At 63.0% G+C, this 15546-nt stretch carries 12 protein-coding genes; 10 read left to right on the plus strand and 2 right to left on the minus strand.

Annotated elements, in window-relative coordinates; genetic code table 11:
* Window positions 1-233: 233 nt before the first annotated feature.
* Together GGR43_RS12855 and GGR43_RS12860 are read right to left on the minus strand one after the other, a co-directional pair.
* Window positions 234-1460 (minus strand): acyl-CoA dehydrogenase family protein, encoded by a 1227-nt coding sequence (locus GGR43_RS12855; protein ID WP_188072366.1) that lies wholly within the window; start codon window positions 1458-1460, stop codon window positions 234-236.
* A gap of 31 nt (window positions 1461-1491) precedes the next feature.
* Window positions 1492-2370: an enoyl-CoA hydratase-related protein gene (locus GGR43_RS12860; RefSeq protein ID WP_188072367.1), complete on the minus strand. Its 879-nt coding sequence runs from the start codon at window positions 2368-2370 to the stop codon at window positions 1492-1494.
* A 200-nt stretch (window positions 2371-2570) separates the two neighbouring features.
* Between GGR43_RS12860 and GGR43_RS12865 the strand changes: the two genes are divergently transcribed.
* The 10 genes from GGR43_RS12865 to GGR43_RS12910 all read left to right on the plus strand — a co-directional run bounded on the left by GGR43_RS12865 (window position 2571) and on the right by GGR43_RS12910 (window position 15404).
* Window positions 2571-3371: a crotonase/enoyl-CoA hydratase family protein gene (locus GGR43_RS12865; RefSeq protein ID WP_188072368.1), complete on the plus strand. Its 801-nt coding sequence runs from the start codon at window positions 2571-2573 to the stop codon at window positions 3369-3371.
* A 24-nt stretch (window positions 3372-3395) separates the two neighbouring features.
* Window positions 3396-4307 (plus strand): SDR family NAD(P)-dependent oxidoreductase, encoded by a 912-nt coding sequence (locus GGR43_RS12870; RefSeq protein WP_188072369.1) that lies wholly within the window; start codon window positions 3396-3398, stop codon window positions 4305-4307.
* Between the two features lies 1 nt (window position 4308).
* Window positions 4309-5145 carry a MaoC/PaaZ C-terminal domain-containing protein gene (locus tag GGR43_RS12875; RefSeq protein WP_188072370.1) on the plus strand — a complete coding sequence of 279 codons (837 nt, stop codon included), beginning with the start codon at window positions 4309-4311 and terminating at the stop codon, window positions 5143-5145.
* A gap of 14 nt (window positions 5146-5159) precedes the next feature.
* Window positions 5160-6590 carry a 3-oxoacyl-[acyl-carrier-protein] synthase III C-terminal domain-containing protein gene (locus GGR43_RS12880; protein WP_246343719.1) on the plus strand — a complete coding sequence of 477 codons (1431 nt, stop codon included), beginning with the start codon at window positions 5160-5162 and terminating at the stop codon, window positions 6588-6590.
* Complete coding sequence (locus GGR43_RS12885; protein ID WP_188072372.1) at window positions 6590-7798, plus strand: acetyl-CoA acetyltransferase; 1209 nt, start codon at window positions 6590-6592, stop codon at window positions 7796-7798. Before GGR43_RS12880 ends, GGR43_RS12885 begins: the two co-directional genes overlap by 1 nt.
* A 32-nt stretch (window positions 7799-7830) precedes the next feature.
* Window positions 7831-9048 carry a CoA transferase gene (locus GGR43_RS12890; protein WP_188072373.1) on the plus strand — a complete coding sequence of 406 codons (1218 nt, stop codon included), beginning with the start codon at window positions 7831-7833 and terminating at the stop codon, window positions 9046-9048.
* 88 nt (window positions 9049-9136) lie between these two features.
* Window positions 9137-9787 carry a carboxymuconolactone decarboxylase family protein gene (locus tag GGR43_RS12895; RefSeq protein ID WP_188072374.1) on the plus strand — a complete coding sequence of 217 codons (651 nt, stop codon included), beginning with the start codon at window positions 9137-9139 and terminating at the stop codon, window positions 9785-9787.
* Window positions 9788-9790: 3 nt separating this feature from the next.
* Entirely contained in the window at window positions 9791-11095 is a 1305-nt protein-coding gene (locus GGR43_RS12900; RefSeq protein WP_188072375.1) for an MFS transporter, read from the plus strand.
* Between the two features lie 162 nt (window positions 11096-11257).
* Window positions 11258-13549: a TonB-dependent receptor gene (locus GGR43_RS12905; protein WP_188072376.1), complete on the plus strand. Its 2292-nt coding sequence runs from the start codon at window positions 11258-11260 to the stop codon at window positions 13547-13549.
* Between the two features lie 76 nt (window positions 13550-13625).
* Window positions 13626-15404, plus strand: a complete 1779-nt coding sequence (locus tag GGR43_RS12910; protein ID WP_188072377.1) for a flavin-containing monooxygenase — start codon at window positions 13626-13628, stop codon at window positions 15402-15404.
* Window positions 15405-15546: the final 142 nt, after the last annotated feature.

The following is a 15546-nucleotide window of genomic DNA, read 5'->3' on the forward strand; positions in this document are numbered from 1 at the left end:
GGAACAATTGCATGCAACTAAAATTGCATGCAGTTTCCCTGCGTCTCGGAAAAAATTCGGCATTGCGGCCAATATTATATGATATTCGTACAATTATAGCGGCGACACCATGTTTGGACGCCGGATGCAAAAAAGACAAATTCGATCAAATGATATGCAAATTTGCCGCACTCCGGCCATTGGCGGGCGGCGGGCAGCCCGCAGCGCCAAGCGGGGCGCGCGCGGTCGCCGCATCATCGGAGTTCGGCTTTCGCGATGACACGCATATGCACCTCATCCGGTCCATCGACCAGCCGCATGGTCCGCGTCTTGGCATAAAGACGGGCCAGCCCATGGTCCTGACACACGCCACCGCCGCCAAAAGCCTGGATCGCATCGTCGATCACCTTCAGGGCGGCGCGCGGCACGGCCAGCTTGATCTTCGAAATGTCCGCGCGGACGCTTTTCGCCTCATTGTCGTCCAGCAACTGGGCCGTGCGCAGCGTAAGGAGCCGCGCCATGTCTATTTCCGTGCGGGCCCATGCAATGCGCTCCTGCCAGATGGACCGCCCGGCGAGGGGCTTGCCGAAAGTCGAGCGCTCGCTCAGTCTTGCGCACATCAGTTCGAGCGCCTCCTCGGCAACCCCGATGGTGCGCATGCAATGATGAATGCGGCCGGGGCCGAGCCGCCCCTGCGCAATCTCGAACCCGCGCCCTTCGCCCAGAATCAGGTTTTCCGCAGGCACCCGCACATTTTCGAGAATGACTTCCCCATGACCGGCGGGCCTGTCCTCATATCCGAACACGTCGAGCATGCGCACCACCCTGACGCCGGGCGTTTCGATCGGCACGAGGATCTGGCTCTGCTGCGCATGAACCGGCGCGGCGGGGTCGGTCTTGCCCATTATGATCAGGATGCGGCAGTCCGCATCGCCGGTTCCCGTCGACCACCATTTGCGCCCGTTGATGACATAATGGTCGCCATCCCGTTCTATGCGGGTTTCGACATTGGTGGCGTCCGAACTGGCGACGGCCGGTTCCGTCATCAGAAAGGCCGAGCGCATCTCCCCGTTCATCAGCGGCACCAGCCAGCGGCGCTGCTGGTCGGGCGATCCATAGCGCAGCAACAGTTCCATGTTGCCGGTGTCGGGAGGAGAGCAATTGAAGATCCGCGAGGAAAATTCGTGGCGCCCCATCACCTCGGCCAGCGGCGCATAGACCAGATTGGACAGGCCCGGACTGTCGAACCGGAAACCATTGGCCGCATGCGCCTGCGCGGCGGGGGGCAGGAACAGGTTCCACAGACCGGCTGCCCTGGCCTTTTCCTGCAACGGCCGCAGGCATTCGGGCGCGTTCCAGGGAAAGCCGGCGGAAGGGTCGGCCTGCGCGAAGTGCGCGCGGGCAGGCAGTACATGCTCCGCCATGAAGGCGTTGAGCCGGTCGAGCCACAGTCTTTGTTCTGCCGAATAATTGAAATCCATGAGGTTATATCCGTGTGCAAAGGGAAGAGGATCAGTAAAAGGGAGGGGCGGCGCCATCGGGCCAGATATCGGGAAGCCCGTCCGACACCCTGTCCGTGAAATGAGGCTCCCGCTTTTCCAGAAAGGCGCCGACCGCCTCGCGCGTGTCGGGCGAGGACCGCAACGCCGCGATGGCGCGGCTGTCGACCCTGTGGGCGACCATTGGATGCTCGGCGCCGGCCATGCGCCATATCATCTGGCGGGTCAGGGCCACGGCCACGCGCGATCCTTCCAGAAAGCGCCCGGCAATGGCGGCGGCGCGATCCGCGAGATCTTCGACCCGGCAGATTTCCCGCAGCAATCCGGCTTCCAGCGCCTCTTCGGCGGACACCGTCGCGCCGCTCATCGTCCATTCGAGCGCGCGCGAAACGCCGACCAGTTTGGGCAGGAACCAGGACGACGCAGCCTCAGGCACGAGGCCGCGCCGCGTGAACACGAAGCCGAAGCGCGCATCCTCGGCCGCGATGCGCACGTCGGCGGCAAGGATCATCGTCGCGCCGATGCCGATGGCGGGGCCGTTGATCGCGGCGATGACGGGCTTGCGGCTTTCGAAGATGCGCAGCGATGCAACGCCGCCGCCGTCCCGCCACAGCGCGCCATGCCGAAGCGCGGCCCGGCCCGGATCAGCGGTCAGATCGGCGAAAGCGTCCGCTCCCCCCGAAAGGTCCGCGCCGGAACAGAATATGCGGCCGCTCCCCGTCAAGACCACGGCGCCCACATCGTCGTCGGCGTCGCTGCGATCGAAGGCCGCCACCAGATCGTGCATCATGGCGGTATCATAGGCGTTGCGCCGTTCGGGCCGGTTTAACCGGATCGTCGCAATGCCGCCGGAGACGGAGAAATCGATGGTGGAAATGGCCTGTTCTCCCATTGGATTTTGCATGCAAACTTATGACGTGGATGCAATCATATGTCCAGACGAGTCTCCCAATTCGCAATCCATCTGCTTTAAGTATATATTTATAGTGATATCCGGGGCATATTCCGTTTCCGTCATTTCCGCCTTGCCTCCAATTATTGCATGCAATATAGCCGATCGTGGAATCAAAATCTGAATGGAAGAGGGGGCGGATGGCCGAGCTGGTAAAGACGCATCGCCAAGGGGCGGTAATGACCTTGAGGCTCAATCTGCCGGACCTGCGCAATCCGATATCCGATCCGGCCATGGTGGACGCCATCATCGATGCGATGACGGCCGCGGACAGAGACACATCGGTGCGCGCGGTGATCCTGACCGGCGAAGGCGCGGCTTTTTCATCGGGGGGCGACCTTAAAAGGATGGCGCCCGGCGAAGGATTGCGCGACGCCAATCCGGTACGTACCATCAGCAATTATCGGAACGGCATCCAGCGCCTGCCGCTGATGTTCCAGAAGCTGGAGGTGCCGGTGATCGCCGCCGTCAACGGACCGGCGATCGGCGCGGGCTGCGACCTTGCCTGCATGTGCGATATCCGCATTGCCTCGACCGCCGCCAGGTTCGCGGAGAGCTTCGTCAGGGTCGGGCTGATTCCAGGCGACGGCGGCGCATGGTTGTTGCCGCGCATCATCGGCTTCCCCCGCGCCACCGATCTGGCGCTGACGGGACGGACGATCGACGCGGCGACCGCGCTCGACTGGCAACTGGTCACGCGCGTGACAGAGCCTGCGGCCCTGCTCGCCGCGGCATATGAAGCGGCGGCGGAAATCGCGGCGAATCCGCCCCATGCGGTGCGGCTGACAAAGCGGCTTTTGCGGGAAGCGCAGGAAAATTCACTGTCCAGCGTGCTCAACCTGTCAGCCGCATTGCAGGCGAGCATTCACGAAACGCGCGATCATGAAGAAGCGGTAAGCGCCTTTCTGGAACGCCGGGCGCCCGATTTCACTGGCGATTGACAAGAATGAGGAATTTTCAAGGATATGGCTATTCTCACGGATCGGGTCGTGGCGATTACCGGCGCGGGCCGGGGGATCGGGCGTGAACTGGCGCTGTTGTGCGCCAAAGAGGGCGCCTGCGTGGTCGTCAACGATTTCGGCGTGACCGCCGCGGGCGAGGGGAGTGACGCAGGTCCCGCCCATGACGTGGTCGCGGAGATCGAGCGCGCCGGTGGCAGGGCATGGGCCAATCTGGCCAGCGTGACCGATCCTCACGGCGCGGCGAGCATCGTCGAGGACGCGGTGCAGCGCTTCGGGCGGATCGATGCCGTCGTCAACAATGCCGGGTTTCTGCGCGACGGGATCTGGCACAAGATGAGCTTCGAGAACTGGCGCGCGGTGATCGACGTGCATCTGAACGGCGCCTTCAACGTCTCCAAGGCGGCGACGCCCTATTTCAAGGCGCAGGGAAGCGGCAGTTTCATCCACTTCACCTCCACTTCGGGGCTGATCGGGAATGTCGGTCAGGCGAATTATTCGGCGGCGAAGATGGCGATCGTCGGCCTTTCGCAATCCATCGCGCTGGATATGCAGCGCTTTGGCGTGCGGTCGAACTGCATCGCGCCCTTTGCATGGAGCCGGATGATCGCCACCATCAACGGCGACGATCCCGCGGAGCAGGCGCGGCTCAGGCGCATGCAGTCCATGAGCGCGGACAAGATTGCGCCCTTGGTCGCCTTCCTCGCGTCGGACAGGTCGAAAGAGATCACCAACCAGATTTTCGCGGTTCGCAAGAATGAACTGTTCCTCTTTTCCAAGCCGAAGCCGGTGCGGTCCATCCACCGTTCCGGGGGCTGGAGCGCGCAGTCGATTGCGGATGAATTCATCCCCGCCATCCGTTCGGACCTCGCCCCGATGCTGACATCCCCGGAACTGTTCAACTGGGACCCGGTCTGAAATGATCGATCCGCGACAGCTTCTGGCGATGGAGCCGATCCGCACGAGGCATGTCTTTTCGAAGCGGGATTGCATGCTCTATGCGCTGGGCATCGGCGCGACCGGCTTGCCCTATGTTTATGAGGAGAGGCTGCGGGCCTTTCCCACCATGGCGGTGGTGCTCGCCCATGCCGGATTTTTCTGGCGCGATCCGCGCTTCGGCGCGGACTGGAAACGCCTGCTTGCGGGCGGTCAAAGCGTTGAAATCCATCGCCCGTTGCCTGTCGAGGGCGAGTTCATCGGGCTGACGCGCTTTGAAGCGGTCGATGACAAGGGGCCGGGAAAGGGCGCCATCGTGCAATATAGCCGCTCCATCGAAACGAGCGACGGCGGGCTTGTCGCCGTGGATCGCCGCACCGTGGTTCTGCGCGGGGATGGCGGCTGCGGAAGCGCGGGCGGGCCGATCGCCCGGCCGGAGGGCGTCGATACCGGTCGGACTCCCGATGCCGAAATCGAATTGCCCACCCATTGCAATCAGGCGCTGATCTATCGGCTGTCGGGAGATGACAACCCGCTTCATGTCGATCCGGCGATGGCGAAGGCATCGGGCTTCGACAGGCCCATTCTGCATGGGCTTTGCACATATGGCGTGGCCTGCCGCGCGCTCGCCGATGCGCTGTGCGACGGCGACGCCACGCCTATCCGCCGGATGGACGCGCGCTTTACCGGCATCGTTTACCCTGGGGACAGGATCGTCACCCGCGTCTGGCGCAGCGGGACCGGGCAGGCAGCCTTCGACGCAATCGTCAAGGAGCGCGGCGTGTCCGTGCTCGGCGGCGGAAGAGTGGAATTTTTATGAGCAGCTTCGGAATAATGTCCTGTGGCGTATATTTGCCCTTCCGGCGGCTGGAGCGACAGGCCGTGCACGCGGCCAACCGTTGGTTCGCCGGGGGGCTGAAAACCCTTGCCCACGGCACCCGTTCGATCGCGAACTGGGACGAGGACGCCGTCACCATGGCGGTCGAGGCCGCGCGCGCCTGCCTTGACGGAATGGATCGCTCAATCCCTCGCGGAGTAACGCTCGCGAGCGTGACGCATCCGTTCGCGGACCGTTCCAATGCGGGGCTGATCAAGGAGGCGCTCACCCTGCCGGACGATGTCGTGGCCACCGATGCCGGAGGCAGCATGCGGGCGGCCACCCTGGCGCTGCGCGACGCGCTGGAAGGATCGCGCACGCGGCTGGTGATCGGATCGGACCTGCGCAAATCGCGCATCGGTTCCGAAGGGGAAATGCTGCAGGGCGACGGCGCGGCCGCCATTCTGGTCGGGCACGGCGAGCCGATCGCCAGACTGATCGCCAGCCATTCGCTGACGATCGATTTCATCGATCATTTTCGCCGCAGCGGCACGGCGTTCGACTATCAGTGGGAAAGCCGCTGGGTTCGGGAAAAGGGATATATGGACCTGCTAGCCGGTGCGGTGGCGACGCTGCTCAAGGAGGCGGGCCTGACGGCGGGTGATATCGATCACGCCGTCCTTCCGATCAGCGATCCGGCCGCTTTCAGGGCTGCGGCGCGCGCCATCGGACTGCGGCCGGAGGCGGTGATCGACACGCTGGGCGCGAATGTCGGCGATATCGGCTGTGGGCACCCCCTGCTGATGCTGGCCTCCGCTCTGGAAAGGGCCGGGCCGGGCGAACGGATTCTGGTCACCGGATTCGGGCAGGGGGCCGATACGCTGCTGTTCGAAACGACCGAGGCCGTCACGCGCAATTCGAAGCGCGGCGTCGCGCGGGCGCTGTCGGCCGGGAAAAGCGACGACAATTATATGCGCTTTCTGTTCCATCGCGGGCTGATCGACATGGACCGGGGCATCCGCGCCGAACTCGACCAGAAGCAACCGGGAACGACGCTTTATCGCAAACGTTCCGCCGTGCTCGGCCTCGTCGGATCGAAATGCGGGGAAACCGGCGTCGTCCAGTTTCCGCCCAGCGCGATCGCGGTCGACCCCAATGGCCGGTTCCGGGATACGCAATCCCCCTATCCGCTGGCGGACCGGATCGCCCGGATCATCTCCTACACCGCCGATGCGCTAGGATATTCGCCGGACCCGCCGACCTATTATGGAACGCTCGACTTTGAAGGGGGCGGGCGGATCGTCACCGAGTTCGCGGAAGTCGGCCCCGAAGACGTGGAAGTGGGGCGGGCCATGCGGATGGTGTTCCGTATCAAGGCCGACGACGAACAGCGCGGTTTCACCAAATATTTCTGGAAAGCCGTCCCGGCGCAACGAGGAGAGGGTTGATGCCCCGCGGGATCAAGGACAGGGTGGCGATCGTCGGCATGGGCTGCTCGAAATTCGGCGAGCGCTGGGATGACGATGCCGAAACATTGATGGTCGAAGCGTTCGATGAGGCGATCGCGGACGCCGGAATCGACGTGTCGCGGATCGATGCGGCGTGGCTTGGCGTGGGCTTCGAAGCGCAGAATGTCGGGCCTTCCGGCATTCCTCTCGCCACGGCGCTGCGCCTGCCCGACATCGGCGTGACCAAGGTCGAGAATTATTGCGCGACCGGCACGGATTCCTTTCGCGGCGCGGTCAACGCGGTGGCGGCCGGGGCGGCGGACATCGCGCTGGCGATGGGCGTGGAGAAGCTGAAGGACACCGGCTATGGCGGCCTGCCGGTACGCAGCCGGGGCCTCAATTCCGACATGTACGGCGTCACCGGCTCGGCCCCCGGCAATTTCGCCCAGATCGCCGCGCCCTATCGCGCCAAGCATGGCGTTTCGCGCGAAGATCTTAAGCGGGCGATGGCGCATGTCTCGGTCAAGAGCCACGCCAATGGCGCGCGCAATCCCAAGGCGCATTTGCGCAAGGCCATCGACATCGAAACTGTGCTCAACGCGCCGATCATCGCCGAACCGCTGGGCCTTTACGATTGCTGCGGCGTGTCGGACGGGGCGGCCTGCGCCATCGTCACCACGCCCGATATCGCGCGTGCGCTGGGCAAGACGCATCCCGTGCTCGTCAAGTCCATCCAGTTCTGCACCTCCAATGGCTGGGAACTGCAACATGGGGGCGGCTGGGACGGCAGCTATTTCCATACCACGCGCAAGGCCGCCGCGCGCGCCTATGCCGAGGCCGGAATAACCGATCCGCGCGAGCAGATCGACCTGCTCGAAGTGCATGACTGCTTCTCCATCACGGAACTGGTGACGATGGAGGATCTGTTCATCTCCGGCGAAGGGGAAGGCTGGAAGGACATTCTCGACGGCTTTTACGATGCGGACGGGCACACGCCCTGCCAGATAGACGGAGGGCTGAAATGCTTCGGCCATCCGATCGGCGCGTCGGGGTTGCGGATGATCTATGAAAACTATCTCCAGTTGCAGGGCCGCGCCGGCGAACGGCAGCGCCTCGACAACCCCCGGCTCGCGCTGAGCCACAATCTGGGGGGCGCGCCGATCCAGAATGTGTCGGCGATCACTATCGTCGGACTGGCGGGAGCGTGAGCCGATGAGTCCCCGCCGCAGGAGGATGCGCCATGTATGAATTGTTGCGCGGCATGCATATGGTCGAGGCGTCCTCCTTCGTCGCCTGCCCCACGGCTGCGATGTATCTTGCGCAGATGGGGGCGGATGTCATCCGGGTCGACCAGATCGGCGGCGGGCCGGATTTTCATCGCTGGCCCAAGGCGAGGAACGGGCAGAGCTATTATTGGGAAGGGTTGAACAAGGGGAAAAGATCGGTCGCGCTGGATTTGTCGCGTGCGGAAGGGCGCGAATTGCTGCTCGAACTGGCGACGGCGCCGGGCGAGCGGGCGGGCATATTCCTGACCAATTTCCCCGTGAACGGGTTTCTTTCCTGGGAAAGGCTCTCGGCGCGGCGTCCCGACCTCGTGCTCACGCGGGTCATGGGGCAGGCCGACGGCGGCCCCGCACTGGATTATACGGTTGCATCGGCGCTGGGCATTCCGTTCATGACCGGGCCGGAAAGTCTGGGCGATGCACCGGTCAACGCGGTGCTTCCGGCCTGGGATCTGTTGACCGGCGCCTATGCCGCATTCGCGACCATGGCCGCGTTGCACCATCGCAGGGAAACCGGGCAAGGGCAGGAAGTGCGCATCCCGCTGGCCGATGTGGGCATCGCCACCGTCGCCAACCTGGGCATGCTGGCCGAAGCGCTGCGCAGCGGCGACCGCAAACGCTACGGCAATGAGGTCTTTGGCGCATTCGGACGGGACTTCGTCACCGCGGACGGCCAGCGCATCATGCTGATGGCGATCACGCCGAAACAGTGGCGCGGACTTGTGCGGGTGCTGGACATGGCGGCCGACGTGGCGGGAATCGAGACTTCGCGCGGCACATCCTTCGCGCAGGACGAGGCCGAGAGATTCCTGCACCGCGATGCGCTCTATCCCCTGGTGGAAGCCAGAGTGGCACAGCGCAGATTGGCGGAGTTGGCCCCGGCCCTCGATGCCGAGGGATGTTGCTGGGGCCCCTATCGCCGCATGGAGGAGGCGGCGCGCGATCCGGCCCTCGTCGGCGGCAACCCGCTTTTCGAGGCGATCCGGCATCCCAGCGGGGAAACCTATCCCGCGCCCGGCGCCATGGCGACCTTGCCCGCCGCGTCCCGGATCGGCGTCCGACCGGCGCCCGTGTTGGGCGCGCATAGCGAAGAGGTGCTTACCGAATTATTGGGGCTGGGCAGCGGCCAGTTCTCGGCCCTGGTCGACCGCAAGCTGGTCGGCAGGCCCGCCTGACCATGATCTGAAAGCGGATGCACAGCAAAAGTAGAGGGAGAGAGGACATGCCAAAGCACGGCGCCAATCTGCGGAAAGGGACGAACTGATGCCCCGTCTGCCTCTCGTCAGCCGCGATGCTGTCACCGATCCGCTCGTCCGTTTCCTGTATGACCGCAAATTTCCCGGCCGCGATCCGGCGAAAGAGCCGGGGCAGACGCGCTCCGGCGCGCCGGGAAATTATGAAGCGGTGCTTGCCCATTCACCCGATATTCTCGAACATTCGGTGCGAGGCTTCTATCTCAAGCAGACGAAAAAACGGAAATTGCTGCTCCGCTACATGGAACTGGCAATCACGAGGATCGGCTGGTCCTGTTCCTGCCGCTGGATGTTTTCCGAACATAGCAAGATCTTGCGCGGGCTGGGTTATGGCGAGGATGCGCTGGCCGATATCCCGGCGTGGCAGGCCAGCGACAGGTTCGACGATACGGAACGCGTCGTGCTGGCCTATGCCGATTGCATGGCCCTCGACCATGGCCGCGTGCCGGACAGACTGTTTGCCCGGCTCGCCGCCCTGTTCAGCGCGGAACAGATAGTTGAGCTGACCTATATAGCGGGAATGTTCACGATGAACGCAGGCATGATCCGTGCGCTGCGGCTTGAGCATGACGATTATGACGAGCCTGTGCGGGAAATGCCGTCGCCGCCGGATTATCATTTCGTCGATATGGAGCCGACTCCGCTGCCCGGCCGGGATTGACCGATGCAGAGGATCTATCCCTATTATGTCGTCGCCTGCCTGATGCTGGCGAGCGCGCTGTCCTATCTGGATCGCCTCGCGCTTTCCATGCTGATCGAGCCGGTCAAGGCGGATCTGGCGCTCAGCGACACGCAGATCAGCCTGCTGGCGGGCACGGCGTTCGCGGCCACCTATGTGCTGTTCGCATTTTTTTTCGGCCGCTGGGTGGACCGCCATGGCCGCCGCAACGCGATCGTCGCCGGTCTCGCGCTCTGGAGCCTTGCGACGGCGGCCTGCGGACTGGCCCGCAATTTCGGGACGCTGTTCGCCGCGCGCTCGATGATCGGGGTGGGAGAAGCCAGCCTGAACCCCGCCGGATATTCGATGATCGCGGACTATTTCACCGCCGGGCGGCGGGGGCTGGCGACGGCCATCTTCGCCTGCGGCGCGACATTGGGGGGCGGCCTCGCCATCATGCTGGGCGGCACGCTCGTCGACTGGGTCTACGCCACGGGCGCAACCCTCCCTTTCCTGCCGGGCGCGCGGGGGTGGCAGACAGTGTTCGTGATGATCGGCCTGCCGGGGCTGCTCGTCGCCGTGCTTCTGCTGCTGACCGTGCGGGAACCGGGCCGCAGACTGGCGCCGACCGAAGCGGACACGATCCCCGGAATAGCGGATGCGCTGCGTTTCGCCAGGGCCAATGCCCGCGCGCTGGCGCCCTTGTTCGCGGGCTATGCCTGCACGGCGGTCATCGGCTATTCGTTCATGGTCTGGGGTCCGGTCCATTTCATGCGCCTGCACGGCCTTTCCGCGGGCGATGTCGGCATGGTGCTGGGGATCGGATTCGGCGTCGGCGGCACCATCGGGCTGATCGGCGGCGGGATCATCGCCGATCGCATCGTTTCGCGCGGGCGCATCGACGGGCCGATCCTCGTGACGCTGGCGGCGGTGGCGCTGGACGCCCCGTTGTTCATCGGGGCCTATCTGGTCGGGGATGTCCTGCTGGCCGCGCTGCTGTTCTGTCTCGGCATGGCATCGGCGAGCGTGGTCGGCGGGTGCCAGATCGCCATGGTGCAGTCGCTGGCGCCCAACCGGCTGCGCGGGATCATGGCCGCCCTGTTCGGCGCCTGTGTCAATCTGGCTGGATTCGGCATCGCACCGGCGCTGACCGCGGGGCTGGCGCAGAGCCTGTTCGGCGGGGAAATGGGCATAGGCAAAGCCCTGGCGACGATGACGGCGCTGACCGGAACAGGGGCGATCCTGTTGATCCTGACCGGTCTTCGTCCGGGACGGGATTTGGCCACCCGGCTGGCAGGCGAAAGACCTTGATTCTATTATTGCATCCAAATTTACGCAGGGGCATGGCCGGAAATATGATTTTCCGGTAATTTTTCATGCAAAATTTGATTTGCATATCATCGATCCCTGCCTAATATGCATGCAATAAAGGGGGCCATCGGAAATGGCCCGCATCAAAAAAATGGAGGGGATATGTTGAAAAGTCACATCCGGTTCAGAACCGCCGCCGCGATTGCGGGCCTCGCCGTCGGCATGGCCTGCTCCACCACGGCGCTCGCGCAAGACGCTGACAATCGCGCGGCGGCGGGTCAGCGCGACGGTCGGCGGGTACAGTCTATCGGCGAGATCGTGGTCACGGCGCAGAAGCGTGAACAGAAATTGCAGGATGTGCCCGTTTCCATCACCGCCGTCACCGGCGAGAAGATGGAAGACCTCAAAGTCACCGATCTGCGCAGCATCCAGAGCTATGTGCCGAACATGGCGGTGCTCAATTCCGGCGTGAACCCGGTGGTGTTCATCCGGGGCTTCGGGTCCGGGCCGAACAATGTGGCCTTCGACCAGGAAGTGTCGGTCTATCTTGACGGCATCTATGGCGGCCGTGGCGCACAGTTCAGCGCGCCCTTCTTCGATCTGGAGCGCATGGAGGTGCTGCGCGGTCCGCAAGGCGCGTTGTTCGGCCGCAACACGGCGGCTGGCGCGATCAGCCTCATCTCCGCCAGGCCGGGAAGCAGGCTGGAGGGCTATCTGTCGGCAGGCTATGATTTCGAGCGCGACGGCTTCGACCTGACCGGGGTGGTGAGCGCCCCGCTATCGGAAAGTTTCGGCATCCGCGTGGCCGGCAAGATGACGCGCCAGGACGGCTATATCCGCAATGATTTCAATGGCCGGAAGGAACCGCTGCTGCGGGATGAAATGGCGCGCGTCACATTGCGCTACAATCCGTCGAACGACATCGACGTGACGTTCAAGAATGAATATGGACGCCACCTCCTCAAAGGGGGCGTGACCGTATCCGGTTCCCTGACCGAAAACATCTACGACAATGATTTCGGTTCCCGTCGCTATGTCTCCGACAATTATGCCGGCGCCGGTCTGGAGGAACATAGCGGCATCAAGACGTGGAACAGCGCATTGAACGGCGATTTCGGCATCGGCGACCATGTTCTGACGGTCGTTGGCGGCTATTCCCATTTCAAGACGATGCGTTTCACCGCCTATGACGAATATTCGGCGGAAGGCGTCGTTCCGCCTGCCGCCGCCAATGCCAAGTTCGCCAACGGTTTTCCGGAGAAATTCGATCAATGGTCGGTCGAGGCGCGGATTGCTTCGCCATTACGTCAGTTCTTCGAATATGTTGCCGGCGTCTATTATGACCATTCGGACTACAAGCTGCATCAGGACACCTATTATCGCGATATCGGAACGCTCGCGGGGCATCAGTCCACCGATTTTCATCAGAAAGGGGATTCCTGGTCGGCCTTTGGCCAAGGCACGCTGAACTTCACGCCGACATTCCGCCTGATCGCGGGCCTGCGCTATTCCAGGACGAAGAAGTCGGCGGACTTCACCCAATATACGGTGTCCGGAAGCGCGCTCAATGTCATCGGGCCGGATCGCTCCGGCAAGCTGAACGAGCATTATCTCGACCCGTCCGGCACGCTGCAATATGATCTCACCCCCGCGGTCAAGATATATGCCACGATCGCAAGGGGGTCCAAATCGGGCGGATTCACCTCCAACACCTATAATGTCGCGGCGGACGGTTTCCAGTTTGCCGAGGAACGCTCCACCAATTACGAGGCGGGCGTCAAGTCCCGGATCGCCGACGGGCTGGCCACGATCAACCTTTCAATCTTCCGGATGGATTTCGACAATCTGCAACAATCGGCCTATGATCCCGATCGTCGGACATTCTTCACCCGCAACGCCGCCAAGGCGCGGTCGGAAGGCGCCGAGCTGGAGGTGCAGTTCATCCCGACCGGCGGCCTGTCGCTCAACGCCAATGCCGCTTATCTGAAGGCGAGGTTCATCGATTATCCCGGCGCGCCCTGCCTTGCCTATGAGACGGTCGCCCAGTGCGATTCGGCGAACCCGGCAAGCCTTGCCGCGCATAATGTGGCCGGGCTGCCCCTGCAGTTCGCCCCCAAGTGGAGCGGCAATCTCGGCTTTCAGCACGAGGCCGATCTGGGAGGGATGAAGCTGACCACCGGCGGCAATGCGCAATTCCGATCGAAATATTTCATCGCCGACGGCTACAGCCCCATCTGGGGCCTCCAGAAAGGCTGGACCAAGTTCGATGCCCGCATCGCGCTGTCCAGTCCCGATGACCGCTGGACGATCGCGCTGGTCGGGCGCAATCTGACCGATGTGCATACGCGGGGCGCGGCGATCCGCTTCCCTGCGTCGATCACCGGCACGGCGCGCTCGATCAACTGGATGGACGAATATCGTTCCGTTTCGATCAACGGGACCTACCGGTTTTGAAGGGCCGGGCGATGGTGCGCCTCTGGCGATCCATCGCCCCGGCGAATCCGGCATTTGACGAAGAGAGCAGCGCCGCGTGACGACTGAACGAGACCCCAATTCCGATATCGACATCGAGGCTCTGGCCCGCCGCTATGCCGAAGAGCGTGAAAAGAGGCTGCGAGGTGACGCCGTATCGCAATATCAGCATCTTGAGGGGAAGTTCGCAACCTTCGATGCCGATCCCAACGCGGTGCCCGATCTTGTCCGCGACGCCGTCATCCGCGAGGTCGACGTCCTCGTCATCGGCGGTGGCTATGGCGGGCTGTTGACCGCGATACAGTTGCGCAAACGCGGCGTCGGGACCATCAGCATCATCGAGAAGGGCGCAGACTTCGGCGGCACATGGTACTGGAACCGCTATCCCGGCATTCGGTGCGATGTCGAAAGCTATATCTATCTGCCCTTGCTTGAAGAAACCGGCTTTGTCCCGTCCGAACGCTACGCCAGGGGAGAGGAGATCTATACACAGTGCCGTCTGCTCGCGGAAAAATTCGATCTCTACCGCGACGCCCTGTTCCAGACGCTGGCCGAGAGCCTGATCTGGGATGAGAAAAACCGGCGCTGGACCGTTACCACCAATCGCGGAGACAGGATCGAGGCGCGTTTCGTCGTTTCCGCCACGGGTCTTTACAGCAGTCCGAAGCTGCCCGGCATTCCCGGCATCGAGACGTTCGAAGGCCCCAGCTTTCATACGAGCCGCTGGGATTACGGCTTTACCGGAGGCAGCGCGGATGGCGACCTTGTCGGCCTTCACGGCAAGACGGTCGGTATTATCGGAACAGGATCGACCGGCATACAATGCGTGCCGCCGGTCGCCCGCGCCGCCGCGCATCTCTATCTGTTCCAGCGCACCCCTGCATCGGTGGACGTGCGGGGCAACCGCCCTACGGATGTGGAGTGGTATCGCGCCCAGCCGCCCGGCTGGCAGCGCGAGCGGATGATGAACTTTACCCAATGGACATCGGGCCTTCCGCAGGCGGTGGACATGGTGTCGGACAGCATGACCGATCTGTTCCGGGAAAAAGCCGTGAGCAGCGGCATGGAAATGACTCCGGAACAGCGCGAGGCCGCCGAAATCCTGAAAATGGAACGGGTGCGCCAGCGTATCGACAGCATCGTCGAGAACAAGGAGACGGCAGCGGCGCTCAAGCCCTATTTTCATTATTTCTGCAAGCGGCCCGGCTTCTCGGACAATTATCTGCAGGTTTTCAACCGCAGCAACGTCACGCTCGTCGATACGGCGGGGCAGGGGGTGGAGAAGGTCACGCCGCGCGGACTGGTCGTGGGAGGGCGGGAATATGCGCTCGACTGCATCATCTACGCCACCGGGTTCGACTTCATGACAAGCTATACGCGCGAATCCGGGCTGACCGTCAAAGGGCGCGGCGGCGTTTCGCTGGACGAGCGCTGGAAGGACGGAGTCCACACGCTGTTCGGCATGCAGACCCGCGGTTTCCCGAATTTCTTCGTCCTCACCATCGTGCAGGCGGGCACCTCGATCAATTATCTCCACACGGCCGATGCCCAGTCCATCTATATGGCCGATCTGATCGCCCATTGCATGTCCAACGGGATCGAAACAGTGGAACCCACGCAGGAGGCGGAGCAGCAATGGGTGGACCTGTGCGTTTCCCTTTCGGCGGACCGTCACGCCTTTTTTGAGAAATGCACGCCAAGCTACTTCAATTTCGAAGGCAAGCGTCCACGCGAGTTCGAGCTGAATTCCCCGTTCGGCGGCGGACCGCTGGCCTATTTCGAATATCTTGAACAGATGTCCGCCAACGGCTTTGCCGAAAAGCTGGAATTCCACTGATGCATAATGGGCAGCAAGGAGACCCGGTATGTCAGGACGCAAAGAACCTTCGATACCGAACGATATTGTCGATCAGCTACTGGTCGACACTGACGCAGCGCGGCACTCAGCCAGGGTGACCTGCTCGATTCCCTGAAGACTT

Origin of the sequence: Sphingobium jiangsuense (genome assembly GCF_014196495.1) — a bacterium.
Classification (GTDB): Bacteria; Pseudomonadota; Alphaproteobacteria; order Sphingomonadales; family Sphingomonadaceae; genus Sphingobium; species Sphingobium jiangsuense.

Bases quoted from the DNA above. Each gene is read 5' to 3' on its own strand.
- GGR43_RS12895 (WP_188072374.1), top strand. From the start codon at position 9,137: ATGCCCCGTCTGCCTCTCGTCAGCCGCGATGCTGTCACCGATCCGCTC.
- GGR43_RS12905 (WP_188072376.1), top strand. From the start codon at position 11,258: ATGTTGAAAAGTCACATCCGGTTCAGAACCGCCGCCGCGATTGCGGGC.
- GGR43_RS12890 (WP_188072373.1), top strand. From the start codon at position 7,831: ATGTATGAATTGTTGCGCGGCATGCATATGGTCGAGGCGTCCTCCTTC.
- GGR43_RS12875 (WP_188072370.1), top strand. From the start codon at position 4,309: ATGATCGATCCGCGACAGCTTCTGGCGATGGAGCCGATCCGCACGAGG.
- GGR43_RS12880 (WP_246343719.1), top strand. From the start codon at position 5,160: ATGTCCTGTGGCGTATATTTGCCCTTCCGGCGGCTGGAGCGACAGGCC.
- GGR43_RS12870 (WP_188072369.1), top strand. From the start codon at position 3,396: ATGGCTATTCTCACGGATCGGGTCGTGGCGATTACCGGCGCGGGCCGG.
- GGR43_RS12855 (WP_188072366.1), bottom strand. From the start codon at position 1,460: ATGGATTTCAATTATTCGGCAGAACAAAGACTGTGGCTCGACCGGCTC.
- GGR43_RS12860 (WP_188072367.1), bottom strand. From the start codon at position 2,370: ATGGGAGAACAGGCCATTTCCACCATCGATTTCTCCGTCTCCGGCGGC.
- GGR43_RS12865 (WP_188072368.1), top strand. From the start codon at position 2,571: ATGGCCGAGCTGGTAAAGACGCATCGCCAAGGGGCGGTAATGACCTTG.
- GGR43_RS12885 (WP_188072372.1), top strand. From the start codon at position 6,590: ATGCCCCGCGGGATCAAGGACAGGGTGGCGATCGTCGGCATGGGCTGC.
- GGR43_RS12900 (WP_188072375.1), top strand. From the start codon at position 9,791: ATGCAGAGGATCTATCCCTATTATGTCGTCGCCTGCCTGATGCTGGCG.